Origin of the sequence: Microcystis aeruginosa NIES-2549 (assembly GCF_000981785.2) — a bacterium.
Classification (GTDB): domain Bacteria; phylum Cyanobacteriota; class Cyanobacteriia; order Cyanobacteriales; family Microcystaceae; genus Microcystis; species Microcystis aeruginosa_C.
The window spans coordinates 4,020,543-4,034,634 of sequence record NZ_CP011304.1; the positions used below are offsets into that span (position 1 = coordinate 4,020,543).

Here is a 14,092-nt window from a genome sequence, read left to right on the forward strand (position 1 = left end):
AAAATTTGGGGTTAAGGTTCCCCGTCCATTTTACGGCTCTCTTAGGTTTGGTGGGTAAAATGTACTCTAAGATACAGTCCTGCTGGCGAGGGAGTGGAACGAACCACAAAGGCACAAAGGACACAAAGATTGATCGCTCCTATATCAGTTAAACTGATCACACAAAGAAGAAGAGAGCCATTTTACGGCAGGGAGTGTCAAAATAAGAAACAAAACCTTCAGCGATTAATATGACTGACTCAAGCCCAAAAATTTGTATTCTCGGTGGTGGTTTTGGTGGACTCTATACTGCTTTACGTTTGAGTCAATTGCCTTGGCAAGATCAACACCCCCCCCAAATTACCTTAATTGATAAAAACGATCGCTTTTTATTTTCTCCCCTTCTCTACGAATTAGTCACCTCAGAACTACAATCTTGGGAAATTGCTCCCCCTTTCAGCGAATTACTCGCTAATACCCCCGTTGACTTCCAACAGGGAACCGTCACGGCGATCGATGTTAATAATCATAAAATAACCCTTGACAATCAAAACGATATATGCTATGACCGCCTCGTCATCGCCCTCGGTGGTCAATCTTCCCTTGACTTCCTACCCGGGGCCAGAACCCACGCTATCCCCTTTCGTAGTCTAGAGGATGCCTATCGTCTTCGGGATCGACTCAAAACCCTAGAACAATCCGATCGCGATAAAATTCGGGTCGCCATTATCGGGGGCGGTTATAGCGGCGTAGAATTAGCCTGTAAGCTGGCCGATCGTCTCGGAGAAAGGGGAAGAATTCGTCTGATCGAAAGAAATAGCGATATACTTGGCCCTTCAACCCAATTTAACCGCGACACCGCCAAAAAAGCCCTAGAAAAACGTCTGGTTTGGTTAGACCTCGAAACCACCGTCGCCGACATCCAAGCGGATCGCCTCTCCCTTGACTACAAGGGACAGATAGACAATATCCCCGTTGATCTAATTCTCTGGACCGTTAGTCCGATCGCCTCTCCACTGATCGCTAATTTGCCACTAGCACATAATGAGCGCAAATTACTAAAAGTTAATCAATATTTACAAACTGTCGAAAACCCCAGCATCTACGCGATTGGCGATGCGGCCGATGGTCGCGACCAAGAGGATAAACCCTACGCTGCCACGGCCCAGGTCGCCCTTCAACAGTCCGACTACTGCGCTTGGAATATTTGGGCGAGTTTCCACGATAAACCGGCTTTGCCCTTCCGTTATCAACCTTTAGGCGAAATGTTGACCCTCGGAGTCGATGAAGCTACCATTAGCGGTTTAGGACTAGAATTAGCCGGTCCCCTTGCCCATCTTACCCGTCGCTTAGTCTATCTCTACCGTCTGCCCACCCTTAACCATCAAATCGCCGTAGCATTCAACTGGATTACCCAACCCCTTCTATCCCTCATTTCTGAGTAGCGAGTTCAGATATTCCTCCACTAACAAACTATCTCGATCGGTCAATTCCTGACCATCGAGACGATTTAAAAGCATTACTGCGCCAAATAACTGATTATTAACCCTAATTGGCACAGCTAAAGCCGTTTTTATCCCCAAAGCGACCGCTATATCCTGACGGATGCGATTATCTCCGAGAGTTTGTCCCACCACCACCGGACAACTATCCCGGTAAACCACCGTACACAATCCCGACGTGGCAATATCACCCCTTTTGCCCACAATTGCCCCGGTGTTTTTACCCGCACCCGCCCGATAATAAATACTATCACCGTCAAATTCGGCAATGATAACCGTTTCTGTTGGAATTAAACCTAAAATTTCTTCAGCAATGCGATCGAGATTAGTTAATTTTTCCATAATGGGTTAGGGGTTGAGGAAATAGAGTGTTATACTCAAAAAAACAGCGATTCATTAACTTTAGTCTATAGTTTGTGAACTGAAGTCACTAACCCCGCCCTAAAAGGGACGGGGTTTGCCTAAACCAATTTAGGCGACGCAAGTAGAGACTACCGCATCGAGACACAATCTGGCACAGACTTCCGAATACTTCCCTAGTTCGGATTACCTCTCAGCTTTATTGGTAAAGCGTTGTTAGACAAGACATCTTGATTGTGTTGCGGTAAGGGACTTTAACTTCACTCTTAAGGATTATCTCCATGGCAAGAGTTCCTGTTATCTCAAAAGACGGAAAACCGTTAATGCCCACCAAACCCAGTCGGGCTAGACGGTGGATTAAGGAAGGAAAAGCTATCGGTAAATTCAACGACTTAGGTATTTTCTATGTCCAGCTAACCGATGAACCTTCCGATAGTAAAACCCAACCGATTGCCATTGGTATTGACCCGGGTAAATTATTTTCGGGAATTGGCGTTCAATCCTCTCTTTTTACTCTTTGGAAGGCTCACTTAGAACTTCCTTTTAAACGAGTAAAAGAGCGGATGGACAATCGGTGCTTAATGCGAAGAGGACGTAGAGGAAGACGGATTAACCGCCAACTTCCTTTTAATCTAAGAGCGCATCGACAAAAACGATTTTCAAATAGAAGAACAGGAAAATTAGCTCCCTCAATCAGAGCTAATCGTCAACTTGAACTTCGAGTCGTTTCCGAACTAACCAAAATCTATCCAATTACCGATATTTATTTTGAGTACATCAAAGCCGATATTGATATAACTTCTGGTAGAAAAGGAGCTAAGTCTGGAAAAGGTTTCTCGTCGGTTATGGTCGGACAAAAATGGGCTATTGAGCAACTGTCTCAATTGGCAACAGTCCATACTCGCTTTGGTTGGCAAACCTCTAATCTCAGAAAGTATTTGCGACTAGAAAAGTCCAAAAATAAAGCAGAACAATCACCCGAAAGTCATGCTAACGATGGAATTGCTCTTGCCTGTTTTCAGTTTTTAGATTATTGGCCATTTCACAATTCTAATGGTCATGGATATGATTGGAAGGGTTCTGTTAAAGTAACAAACGCTCCCTTTGCTGTCATCAAACGTCCTCCTGTTAGTCGTCGTCAACTTCACCTGATGGTTTTTTCTAAGGGTGGTAAACGACGTAAATATGGTGGCTCTACCACAAGACATGGGTTCCGTAAAGGAGATTTAGTTTCTTCTCCCAAAGGGATTGGTTATGTAAGTGGAGATACCGAAAAACAGCTATCTGTAAGCGATACCAGTTGGAAACGATTGGGACAGATAGCTGTTAGTAAGATTCAGTTAATTCGTCGTTCTAACGGTTTAATTGTTTCTCGCTAACTCATATAAAGCTGCCCTCCGCTATCGCTAAAGGGCGGGGTTTCAGACCCATTTTTTCGATGAAAGATAACACCCCCAGAGTAACAAGTCTCAAATCTTATCTTCAGCATTTGCCTCAAGATGCGTCGGAAGCGATCGTTAGCACCAACTTTGCACCTTACCTGATATCATATTTAGGATTTTCAACCACGGAGATAATTCCACAGTACGACACGGGAGGCGGTGGGATTACCGACTTTGCCACTCGGAGAAACCTAGAAAACGATATTTTTTTGCAGACAAAGAGTAATCCTTTTCTGCTAATAGAGTTAAAAGGTAGAGATATTAACCTAACTGAAAATAGTCCAAGTTATAAGGCAACTGTCAATCAGTTAAAGCGTCAGTTATTAGGGAATAACTGTAAAGCAGCCCAATGGGGAATTATCACTAACGGTTCACACATCCAGTTATTTAGAAAACATGGTAAAATCATTTTTCCTGCCACTACTTGCATAGCAATAACTCCTGAGAACATTGATGAGACCGTAGCTCGGATCAAGACAAAAATTGACAATACTCCCAAAGCATTAACGGTTACTGTTTACAATAATAAAGGCGGTGTAGGCAAAACCACCACAACCGTAAATCTTGCCGCTTTCCTTGCCTTTTTAGGTAAAAAAGTTTTAGTTTTAGACTTTGATTTTAATCAACGAGATTTAACTAAATCTATCCTAAATATAAACCCAGAAGATGGCCTACTAGAAAAGGCTTTAACTGATCGCAATATTGATCTAAAATCAGTGATTATTCCCTATACTTTTAAGAATCCAAAACGACAAATTACCTTCGACGTTGTTCCTGCTGATCCTAAAATGGCAGACTATCCGGACTTTCAGTATAATTCTCAAATGAAAATATTCACTCTCCATAGAAAATTAGACTTAGCTAGATATGAATATGATTACATCTTTATAGATGCAGCTCCCAATTGGCGATTTCCTAGCCAGCTGGCTGTTTATGCTGCTGATGTTGTCCTCTTACCCACAAAACATAACAATTCATTCTCCCTTCATAATGCAGCTATTGCCATCAAGGAGTTTCTGCCGCCAATGCAAAAATTAAAAAAAGATGGGACTCCCATAGCCTTACCAATTTTTTTCAACGGTGAGAAGATTACTCAACCACAGTTAGAGATTGCCCAAAAAGAAATTAATCAAATACTAAAAAATGACAAAAACCTTGTACACTATTTTTATCCCAAATACACTCCTGCCAGTAAAAATTCACATATTCATCACCTGCCAGAATACGCTATTATAGCCAGTGCTGCTTTCGCTCGCGTGCCGGCCGTTTATAAACATATTTCCGTTTATGAGTATTACAAAGACTTAGCAAAGGAGTATTTTTTACAATGATGGAATATACCGATATTGGTACTTTGAAGTATCTCTACTTAGATGAAATAGAAATTACCAATGGGACCGATGCTGATAGTTTTTTAATTGAAGTTGCTGCCAAACTATTACAGCAGACAGGTGGACGCAATTGGCTGCCTGTAATCGTCAAAGAACTATCAGAGGATCGCTATGAAGTTATCGGCAACTCATTTGTTTATGCTGTGGCTGAAAGGGCTGGACTAGAAAGAATTTGGTGTATTATTGCCGATGGAACAGAAGATGCTAGGAATATATCCAGAGTTTTGGCAAGAGAAGAAACCCCAAAACTAAATCTTTCAACAGCTTCAAGAGAAGAAATTAAATCTGCTTTACAGTTCTTAATTGAACAACCGAATAGCCCCCTAAAAACAGTTAAATTAGCTACTGCTACTGCTAGGATTGATGAAGCTCCCCGTCAATTCTGGAAGAGTTTAGATTCAATTGTTGCCCTCAAGTGTGGAATTACAAAAGGGAAGGGATTAGATTTACTCAAAACTGTCTTTTATCTCACTCCTGAATCTCAACAAGATGCAGTGATTGAGGAATTTTCAGAAGAAACTCTCAAACTCAAGACTGTTTCCGAATTAAAGACTCTAGCCAAAGAAAAAGGAATCGTTGGTTTAAGCAAGATGAAGAAAGCAGAGCTAGTCAGAATATTAGCGCAATAAGAAAAAGGAGTATGAATTATCAATTAGGAAGTGGGGAAGTGGGGAAGTGGGGAGTATTTTCAGTGAACAGTAAACAGTCGGGGTAGGGTTGATTCATGAATCAACCCTACCTTGAATCAACCCTACCTTGAATCAACCCTACCTTGAATCAACCCTACCTTGAATCAACCCTAGAACGTAGGTTGGGTTGAAGCATGAAACCCAACGCCCGATCATGTTAGGCTACCGCTAACCCATCCTACAAATAATTGTGCCTCCCTACTTATAACAAATCACTCCAGTATCAATTATGAATTATGAGTTAGGAAGTGGGAAGTATTTTCAGTGAACAGTAAACAGTAATCAGTGAACTGAAAACTCACATCTGATAACTGATAACTGATAACTGATAACTGATTCAAGGCTGTCTCGGAGTCTCATGACCTACCCTTTCAGCAATAAATCGCTAATTTCCGACTGACAATGACCAATTAAACGATTAAGGGCTTTTTTTCCTTGTTTACCTTGATAATCTGAGCGATCGCTCTCAGTAATTCCATAGGGACGACCGATCGCCACCTTGACACGATGATAAAATACAACGGGATGCCAACCATCTTGATCGAATAAAGGTTCCGTGGTATCTAACCAGCGCAGCAAACGCACGGGAAAAGGACTAATAACAGTTTCCGACTCGGAGAGAATAGCCACAGGTAAGACAAATAAATTCTCCACGGGACAACGCAGGGCTAAATGGGCAAATCCGCTCTGAAAACGGCTAATTTGACGAGGAGCAGTCAAATTTAACATCGGCGATCCACCTTCTGGAAATAAACCGATCCATCGTCCGGACTGTAAAAAATCCGTTGCTTGCCGAAAAAAAGTCCGGTGGCGTTTTTCAGGGGTATCAAAGGGAAAACAGCCCAATTCTCCGATTAATTCCCGCAAAAGCGGCGTTTTTCCCATGTAGTGATGACAGGCGATCGGGAGAGTTTTGCCCAAAGCTTGAATTAAGATCGGCGCGTCCAAAAAGCTGCGATGGTTACTTACCACGATCGCCACTCCTTGGCCGGGTAGATTTTCTTGACCGACGGTAAACAGACTCGTGCGCGTGGTATCAAGAATTAAACGAGAGGTGGATAGGGGGGTAAGCAGCTTCATGGAAAAAAAAAATCGGCCTTAAGATTGTTTTTATTGACTTAGACTACAACTAAAGGATAAAACAGAATTAGAGGATCATAAAATATAAGGGATTATGTCCCAATCATCTACGGACCAGCCTCGGGGCAGCCTCGTCTATTTAAAAAAATAAATTTCATGAATGATTTAAATGAGCGAAAAACATTTGCTTTAACAACACCTCTTTATTATGTCAACGATGTCCCTCACATCGGTAGTGCTTACACAACGATCGTAGCGGATGTTATGGCACGATGGAAGCGGTTACAGGGGAATTCTGTCCTCCTAATTACAGGAACCGACGAACACGGACAGAAAATCGAACGGACTGCGGCAGCCAAAGGACTCAATCCCCAGGAACACTGCGATCGCATCGCCACCAGTTTTGCCAATCTCTGGGCCAAGCTACACATCCAGTATGATCGCTTTAGTCGCACCACCGCCCCCCGTCATCAGACAATTGTTAACGAATTTTTTGAAAGAGTCTGGGAAAAAGGCGATATCTATCTAGATCGCCAACAGGGTTGGTATTGCGTCGCCTGTGAAGAATTTAAGGAAAAAAGAGAACTGTTAGATAATGGCTGTTGTCCCATTCATACTAATCTGGCCGCCGAATGGCGCGACGAGGAAAACTATTTTTTCCGTCTCTCTAAATATCAGACGCAACTAGAACAACTTTACCAAGAGCAACCCGATTTTATTCAACCGGAAAGCCGACGTAATGAGGTCCTCAACTTCGTCAACCAAGGACTACAGGACTTCTCCATCTCTAGGGTTAATGTGGCTTGGGGGTTTCCCATTCCCCACGATGGCAAGCATACCATCTACGTTTGGTTTGATGCCCTTCTTGGCTATGTTACCGCCCTTCTCGACCCCGAAGACGAACCCACCCTAGAAAATGCCTTGGCCAAATGGTGGCCGATCGATCTGCATCTGATCGGTAAAGATATATTAAGATTCCATGCCATTTATTGGCCGGCTATGCTAATGTCGGCGGGTTTACCCTTGCCTAAAAGAGTCTTCGGCCATGGCTTTTTGACCAAAGACGGGCGGAAAATGGGCAAAAGTCTCGGTAATACCCTCGATCCCTTCGATTTAGTTGAGCGCTACGGGGCCGATGCCGTCCGTTACTATTTCGTCAAAGAGATTGAATTAGGACAGGATGGCGATTTTCAGGAAACCAGATTTGTTAATATTCTTAACGCAGATTTAGCCAACGATTTAGGCAACCTCCTCAATCGCACCCTAGGCATGGTTAAAAAATACTGCCAAAATAACCCCCCCCAGTTGACCGGTGTAGATATCCCCAACGATAATCACCTTAAGAATATGGGGATCAATTTAGGGGGCATTGTTGAACAGAAGTACGATGCGCTACAATTTAATCAAGCCTGTGAGGAAATATTGGCGTTAATTCGTGCTAGTAATAAGTTTATCGATGAGAGTGCGCCCTGGAGTTTATTTAAACAGAAACAACAAGCAGCGGTAGAACAAGTCCTCTACGCAGTTTTGGAATCAGTAAGACTCTCTGCCTACCTACTTTCACCGATAATACCGACCTTGAGCAGTAAAATTTATCAACAACTGGGTTTTGTTATTGATTTTAATACTTTCAGGTCGGAGGACGGAGAAAACTCCCCTGATGGTGTCTCTTTTTCCCAACACTGTCAATGGGGATTACCCACAAATCCACAACTAGGAACACCTGAACCGATCTTTTCTAAACTAGAACTGCCGTTAAACGATTCCTAAGGGAATTTTTTGATAACTCTATTTTTTAAGGTCTGTTGTCCTTTCGGACACAACTGGCAAACACCCAACACTAAACTTTTAACAAACGAGGAAAAATAAAATGTTTGATGATTATGACACAGCCCCAGTCTTTACCCCCGAACAAGTGCTAGAAAATCGCGGTCGTGTGGCGATTTTCATCGATGGTTCTAATTTATTTTATGCAGCTCTGCAATTAGGTATCGAAATTGACTACACCAAATTACTTTGTCGTTTAACTGCCGGTTCTCGTCTCTTGCGGGCCTTCTTTTATACTGGAGTTGATCGCACTAACGAAAAACAGCAGGGATTCCTCCTCTGGATGCGTCGCAACGGCTATCGAGTCATCGCTAAAGATCTAGTACAATTGCCCGATGGTTCCAAAAAAGCCAATCTCGACGTGGAAATCGCCGTGGATTTAATGGCTCTAGTGGGTTCCTATGATACCGCAGTCATTGTCAGTGGTGATGGGGATTTAGCCTATGCTGCCGATTCCGTTAGTTACCGTGGTGCGCGAGTGGAAGTGGTTAGTTTGCGATCGATGACCAGTGATAGTTTAATTAATGTGGCTGATCGCTATGTTGATTTAGATCAAATCAAAGAAGAAATTCAAAAAACCAGCAAACATCACGTTAGTTATAATAATTTCCCCGTCAGCGTCTTGGACCAAGATCGTAGCAGTCGCTAGAACAATTCAGCAAAAATCAAGTTTAAGGTGGGTAATTCCCACCTTTTTCAGTTATCAGTTATCAGTTATCAGTTATCAGTTAGCAGTTATCAGTTATCAGTTATCAGTTAGCAGTTATCAGTGATACTAAATCCGCTGAGTATAGGCTACATATCAGGAGAGGCACTCATGGAAGTGGAGTGACTCTTAAATTATTACAGATGTGTCAGCAGCTGCGTGTAAGCATCCCACCGAAAAACTAATGCGCGGGGGGTTTGGGGGCGGCGCCACGCCCCCAACGGGGGGTTTGGGGGGTTCTACCCCCCAAAAGCTTGGATTGAGCGATAAAATCGGAAGTAATACTAAATCCCTTGAGTATAGGCTACATATCAGGAGAGGCACTCATGCAATAACTGGATTTAGTATAACCACTCCCCATCTGCTGCCTCCTCAATTAAGCAATACTACTGCGTTTTCTCGCTTCCTTATAAGATGTTCCCACATCCTGTAAACCGACTTTAATCATTTGTTGTTCCAAAAGGGCAAAAAAACGCAGGCGATCACCACCTTTAATCACCGCTAAATTGTGCGCTTCCGCTAAGGCGATCGGATAACCATAACCTTTTAACACCTGGGCCAGTAAAATACTCAAAGAGCGATCGAGTAATTCTCGATCCTCCACCACCCAAGCAGGAACCTCTACCCTAGCGATTTCCGTCCCCACATGGAGATAACAGAAGTAAATACGATGCTCATCCCCATAAAGATCGAGGATTTTCAAAGAACTGCGCCAAAAAGGACTTCTTTGCCCCGGTTCCAATAAATAACCCCAGACAGAGGCATCCCGGAGAGGATCGACAACGCGACAAGGGGTTTTGTCTGGCTCTAAATCACCGCAATTGATCAAGCAATTGGGAGTATCATGGGGACAAGATTGTAAACGCAGGAAATTTAAGCCTTCCGTGCTACGAGAAGCACTAATATAACCTATAAGCGGGATTCTAGCTGATTTTAAATCGTCCCAAGACTGAAAAATCGGTGGCAAAATTAAATCTTTTGCTTCCGGGGGGAGACTATCGATAAACCAATAGATCAAAGAACCATCCACGAGGGCTAAATTTGGTTCATAATGGGCGCCGGGGGGTTTTACCCAACGAGTAGCCATTTCCGCTAACATTTGGCTTTCTAATACCGTCCGACGATAACTCATCCACTCATCCACGCGAATACCCCACTGTTTAGAAATGTAGAGGTCTTCTGATTTGTAATAGACTTCGGGAATGCTATCGAGGAGAGGGTGTAAATTTTGACCATAGTGCAACATGATCCTACCGATATTAATTAGATAACAGTAGGCGATTTCGTGGTGGGAAGGGGCAATCTGGGAACCATCCGTGGCAAAAACGCTATGACTTTCGGGAGGGGGAAGGATAGTAATGCGGGTGTCGAGAGGTTCGATCGGTAGCGCTACGGAGAAAATTAGGCGATCGTGCCAGTTATCATAGAGTTCTAGCAGTTTTTCCTGTTGCTGTTGAGCCTGTTCTAAAAGAATTTTAGCCCTTTGCACTCGCTCACGACTAGCTGCCACTTCCTGTTGAAAATGTTGACTAATCCCTGGCATTTTTGCCGCTAATTTCGCAAGATCGAGCATAGCTATCCTCTCCCTGACTTTTTTTGATTTTATCGCAATTTCCTGTCTCTAAGGATAATTTTGTCAATTATTGCCAAATTTATCCATAATACCTGCGGTTGCCGCCTTTCCTTCCACAGCCACCCAGATTTTGCTATCTAGCCAAAAAGACAATCTCTAACCTCTAAACCGGAGAAAAGCACAATCGCTGACTTGACAACAAGAGCGACAATTTGCTATAATGACCTTTTGTCAACGATTTGACCTTCGGTAATAGGAGTTCAGAGTAACCTTAGATACAGCCCTATCATGCCCACCATTCAGCAATTAATACGCGACGAAAGATCCAAAGCGAAAAGAAAAACCAAATCTCCCGCCCTCAAACAATGCCCCCAACGCCGGGGAGTTTGTACAAGAGTATATACCACCACACCGAAAAAACCCAACTCAGCCCTACGGAAAGTGGCTAGGGTACGTTTGACCTCTGGATTTGAGGTGACAGCCTACATCCCGGGCATCGGTCATAACCTACAAGAACACTCGGTCGTCCTCATTCGCGGCGGTCGGGTCAAAGATTTACCCGGAGTCAGATATCACATCATTCGCGGCACCCTCGATGCCACCGGGGTGAAAAACCGTCAAAAGGCGCGCTCTAAGTACGGAACCAAACGCCCCAAACCCGCCGCTAAATAAACAGGAAATTGATTAACCAAAAAAATACTCCCACCGAGTCGGTCAAAGTTAACCCAAGAGACTTAAGACTCGCAGGAGAGGGTTTGAGATGGGCTGTAATCATCCGACTGTCAAGCAAAAGTTAAAGTTAACCTAAAAAATCAAGGAATATTCCGATGTCTCGCCGTAAAAACGTCAAAAAACGTCCTATTCCCCCAGATCCCGTTTACAATAGCTGTTTAGTCAGCATGACCATCCGCCGGATCATGCGATCGGGCAAAAAATCCCTGGCCGCTAACATCGTCTACGATGCCCTAAAAACCGTCGGCGAACGTACCGGTCAAGAACCCCTAGAAGTATTTGAAAAAGCCGTTAAAAACGCCACCCCCCTAGTGGAAGTGAAAGCCCGTCGGGTCGGTGGAGCCACCTATCAAGTACCGATGGAAGTACGGAGCAACCGTGGTAGTACATTAGCACTACGCTGGTTAGTCCATTATGCTCGGACTAGAGGCGGCAAAACCATGGCTGGTAAACTAGCTAACGAGATCATGGATGCGGCCAATGAAACGGGCGGCACGATCAAAAAACGGGAAGAAACCCACCGGATGGCAGAGGCAAACAAAGCCTTTGCCCACTATCGTTACTAAGAAAGATACTTTAAAGATACTTTAAGGGCGGTAGACCACACCGCTGCCGCCAAAAAACTGTCAAGAAAAGTATAGAATTGTAAATAGTGTAAAAAATCCTAGAACAAAACCCCATCACTGGCAAGCAAAGCAAGGAGGTTGCTGTGGCACGGACTATCCCGCTAGAGAGAGTGCGAAACATCGGAATCGCCGCTCACATAGACGCGGGCAAAACAACGACAACAGAAAGAATCCTGTTCTATACGGGAGTCGCTCATAAACTGGGCGAAGTCCACGACGGAACGGCAATTACCGACTGGATGGAACAGGAACGGGAGCGAGGAATCACGATCACCGCCGCCGCCATCAGTACCAGTTGGCAAGATCATCGCATCAACATCATTGACACCCCCGGCCACGTCGATTTCACCATTGAAGTGGAACGTTCCATGCGGGTACTCGATGGCGTGGTGGCAGTTTTCTGCTCTGTTGGTGGTGTACAACCCCAATCAGAAACCGTCTGGAGACAAGCCGATCGGTACAAAGTACCCCGGATTGCCTTTGTCAACAAAATGGACAGAACGGGAGCGAACTTCTTCAAAGTTTACGAACAATTAAGAGATCGCCTCAGAACTAACGCCGTTCCCATCCAAATGCCGATCGGCGCGGAAAGCGAACTGAGCGGGATCATCGATCTCGTCAAGATGCGCGCCTATATATATAAGGACGATCTGGGCAAAGACATAGAAGAAACCGACATTCCCGAAGACTTATTGAAAAAGGCCGAAGAATTCCGCCTGCAGCTGGTGGAGGCTGTAGCGGAAGCCGATGAAGAACTCCTAGAAAAATATCTAGAAGGTGAAGAACTCACCGAAGCCGAAATCAAACGCGGTCTCAGAGAAGGGACGATTGCAGGTACAATTGTTCCCGTCCTCTGCGGCTCGGCTTTCAAAAACAAAGGGGTACAACTGCTCCTCGATGCCGTCGTCGATTATCTGCCCTCACCCTCGGAAGTAGCCGCCGTTAAAGGGATTCTTCCCGATGGTAGCGAGGCAATCCGGGAGGCTAAGGACGATGCGCCCTTCTCGGCCCTGGCCTTCAAAATCATGGCCGATCCCTTCGGTCGTTTAACCTTCCTGCGGGTCTATTCCGGTGTGTTAGCCAAAGGCAGCTACGCCTACAACTCCACCAAAGGAACCAAAGAACGGATCGCTCGCCTGATCGTCCTCAAATCCAACGAACGGATCGAAGTGGATGAACTGCGCGCCGGTGATCTAGGAGCAGCGATCGGACTGAAAAACACCATTACCGGGGATACCCTATGTGATGAGAAAAACCCGGTTATCCTAGAATCCCTCTTTATCCCCGAACCGGTGATCTCCGTGGCGGTGGAACCGAAAACCAAACAGGACATCGAGAAACTCAGCAAAGCTCTGCAAGCTCTCTCCGATGAGGATCCCACCTTCCGGGTCAAAGTTGATCCCGAAACCAATCAAACGGTAATCGCCGGGATGGGAGAACTGCACCTGGAAATCCTCGTCGATCGGATGCTGCGGGAATACAAAGTCGAAGCGACGGTGGGCGCTCCCCAAGTTGCCTATCGGGAAACTGTGCGGAAACCCGTACGGGCCGAGGGTAAATTTATCCGTCAAAGTGGCGGTAAAGGGCAGTACGGCCACGTCGTCATCGAACTCGAACCGGGTGAACCGGGGTCAGGCTTTGTCTTCGTCTCCAAAATTGTCGGTGGTGCTATCCCCAAAGAATACATCAACCCGTCAGAACAAGGGATGAAAGAAGCTTGCGAATCGGGGATCGTTGCGGGTTATCCCGTCATCGACCTGAAAGCAACCCTGGTAGATGGTTCTTTCCACGATGTGGACTCCTCCGAGATGGCCTTTAAGATTGCCGGTTCCATGGCGATCAAGGAAGCGGTGATGAAAGCTACCCCCGTTCTCCTCGAACCGATGATGAAGGTCGAGGTGGAAGTACCCGAAGACTTCATCGGTAACGTCATCGGTGATCTTAACTCCCGTCGGGGACAAATCGAAGGCCAAGAAACCGAGGCCGGCATCGCCAAAGTCTCCGCTAAAGTTCCCTTAGCGGAAATGTTTGGTTACGCCACTGATATTCGCTCCAAAACCCAAGGACGGGGCATCTTCACCATGGAATTTAGCCATTACGAAGAAGTCCCCCGCAACGTGGCCGAGGCGATTATCGCCAAAAGTAAAGGGAACGGATAATCAGTGACCAGTGACCGGTGAGCAGT

General features: G+C 45.0%; 12 protein-coding genes. 9 read left to right on the plus strand and 3 right to left on the minus strand.

Going from position 1 to position 14,092, the window contains the following annotated elements; all coding sequences use genetic code 11:
* Positions 1–230 precede the first annotated feature (230 nt).
* Positions 231–1,424, plus strand: a complete 1,194-nt coding sequence (locus myaer_RS19755) for an NAD(P)/FAD-dependent oxidoreductase (RefSeq protein WP_046663348.1) — start codon at positions 231–233, stop codon at positions 1,422–1,424.
* On the opposite strand, the gene myaer_RS19760 is transcribed toward myaer_RS19755, so the two are convergent.
* Entirely contained in the window at positions 1,404–1,823 is a 420-nt protein-coding gene (locus myaer_RS19760) for a GAF domain-containing protein (protein ID WP_046663349.1), read from the minus strand. The genes myaer_RS19755 and myaer_RS19760 overlap by 21 nt on opposite strands.
* Before the next feature lie 299 nt (positions 1,824–2,122).
* On the opposite strand from myaer_RS19760, the gene myaer_RS19765 reads away from it, so the two are divergent.
* Genes myaer_RS19765 through myaer_RS19775 form a run of 3 tightly spaced genes read left to right on the plus strand, consistent with a single transcriptional unit; the run spans position 2,123 to position 5,303 of the window.
* A complete protein-coding gene (locus tag myaer_RS19765; protein WP_046663350.1) occupies positions 2,123–3,220 on the plus strand; it encodes an RRXRR domain-containing protein in 1,098 nt (365 codons plus the stop codon).
* 59 nt (positions 3,221–3,279) lie between these two features.
* Positions 3,280–4,614: an AAA family ATPase gene (locus myaer_RS19770; RefSeq protein WP_046663351.1), complete on the plus strand. Its 1,335-nt coding sequence runs from the start codon at positions 3,280–3,282 to the stop codon at positions 4,612–4,614.
* A complete protein-coding gene (locus myaer_RS19775) occupies positions 4,611–5,303 on the plus strand; it encodes a Rho termination factor N-terminal domain-containing protein (RefSeq protein ID WP_046663352.1) in 693 nt (230 codons plus the stop codon). Before myaer_RS19770 ends, myaer_RS19775 begins: the two co-directional genes overlap by 4 nt.
* A gap of 423 nt (positions 5,304–5,726) precedes the next feature.
* On the opposite strand, the gene myaer_RS19780 is transcribed toward myaer_RS19775, so the two are convergent.
* Positions 5,727–6,443, minus strand: coding sequence for a lysophospholipid acyltransferase family protein (locus myaer_RS19780; RefSeq protein WP_046663353.1), 717 nt, complete (start codon positions 6,441–6,443; stop codon positions 5,727–5,729).
* 156 nt (positions 6,444–6,599) lie between these two features.
* Here myaer_RS19780 and metG point away from each other — a divergent pair, with 156 nt between their 5' ends.
* Together metG and myaer_RS19790 are read left to right on the plus strand one after the other, a co-directional pair.
* The gene (metG, locus tag myaer_RS19785) at positions 6,600–8,213 is read left to right on the plus strand and encodes a methionine--tRNA ligase (RefSeq protein WP_046663354.1); all 1,614 of its coding nucleotides are present in this window, start codon (positions 6,600–6,602) and stop codon (positions 8,211–8,213) included.
* A 100-nt stretch (positions 8,214–8,313) separates the two neighbouring features.
* Positions 8,314–8,919 (plus strand): NYN domain-containing protein, encoded by a 606-nt coding sequence (locus myaer_RS19790; protein WP_002743578.1) that lies wholly within the window; start codon positions 8,314–8,316, stop codon positions 8,917–8,919.
* 433 nt (positions 8,920–9,352) lie between these two features.
* Here the strand turns inward: myaer_RS19790 and myaer_RS19800 are convergent, their stop codons facing one another.
* Positions 9,353–10,549 carry a DNA double-strand break repair nuclease NurA gene (locus tag myaer_RS19800; protein ID WP_046663355.1) on the minus strand — a complete coding sequence of 399 codons (1,197 nt, stop codon included), beginning with the start codon at positions 10,547–10,549 and terminating at the stop codon, positions 9,353–9,355.
* A 288-nt stretch (positions 10,550–10,837) separates the two neighbouring features.
* Between myaer_RS19800 and rpsL the strand changes: the two genes are divergently transcribed.
* The 3 genes from rpsL to fusA all read left to right on the plus strand — a co-directional run bounded on the left by rpsL (position 10,838) and on the right by fusA (position 14,066).
* Positions 10,838–11,221, plus strand: a complete 384-nt coding sequence (gene rpsL / locus myaer_RS19805; protein WP_002740176.1) for a 30S ribosomal protein S12 — start codon at positions 10,838–10,840, stop codon at positions 11,219–11,221.
* A 155-nt stretch (positions 11,222–11,376) separates the two neighbouring features.
* On the plus strand, positions 11,377–11,847 hold the full coding sequence (gene rpsG, locus myaer_RS19810) for a 30S ribosomal protein S7 (RefSeq protein ID WP_002758831.1): 471 nt from the start codon (positions 11,377–11,379) through the stop codon (positions 11,845–11,847).
* Positions 11,848–11,990: 143 nt separating this feature from the next.
* Positions 11,991–14,066 (plus strand): elongation factor G, encoded by a 2,076-nt coding sequence (gene fusA / locus myaer_RS19815; RefSeq protein WP_046663356.1) that lies wholly within the window; start codon positions 11,991–11,993, stop codon positions 14,064–14,066.
* Positions 14,067–14,092: the final 26 nt, after the last annotated feature.

Bases quoted from the DNA above. Each gene is read 5' to 3' on its own strand.
- rpsL (WP_002740176.1), top strand. From the start codon at position 10,838: ATGCCCACCATTCAGCAATTAATACGCGACGAAAGATCCAAAGCGAAA.
- myaer_RS19775 (WP_046663352.1), top strand. From the start codon at position 4,611: ATGATGGAATATACCGATATTGGTACTTTGAAGTATCTCTACTTAGAT.
- rpsG (WP_002758831.1), top strand. From the start codon at position 11,377: ATGTCTCGCCGTAAAAACGTCAAAAAACGTCCTATTCCCCCAGATCCC.
- metG (WP_046663354.1), top strand. From the start codon at position 6,600: ATGAATGATTTAAATGAGCGAAAAACATTTGCTTTAACAACACCTCTT.
- myaer_RS19800 (WP_046663355.1), bottom strand. From the start codon at position 10,549: ATGCTCGATCTTGCGAAATTAGCGGCAAAAATGCCAGGGATTAGTCAA.
- myaer_RS19765 (WP_046663350.1), top strand. From the start codon at position 2,123: ATGGCAAGAGTTCCTGTTATCTCAAAAGACGGAAAACCGTTAATGCCC.
- myaer_RS19755 (WP_046663348.1), top strand. From the start codon at position 231: ATGACTGACTCAAGCCCAAAAATTTGTATTCTCGGTGGTGGTTTTGGT.
- myaer_RS19790 (WP_002743578.1), top strand. From the start codon at position 8,314: ATGTTTGATGATTATGACACAGCCCCAGTCTTTACCCCCGAACAAGTG.
- myaer_RS19760 (WP_046663349.1), bottom strand. From the start codon at position 1,823: ATGGAAAAATTAACTAATCTCGATCGCATTGCTGAAGAAATTTTAGGT.
- myaer_RS19780 (WP_046663353.1), bottom strand. From the start codon at position 6,443: ATGAAGCTGCTTACCCCCCTATCCACCTCTCGTTTAATTCTTGATACC.
- myaer_RS19770 (WP_046663351.1), top strand. From the start codon at position 3,280: ATGAAAGATAACACCCCCAGAGTAACAAGTCTCAAATCTTATCTTCAG.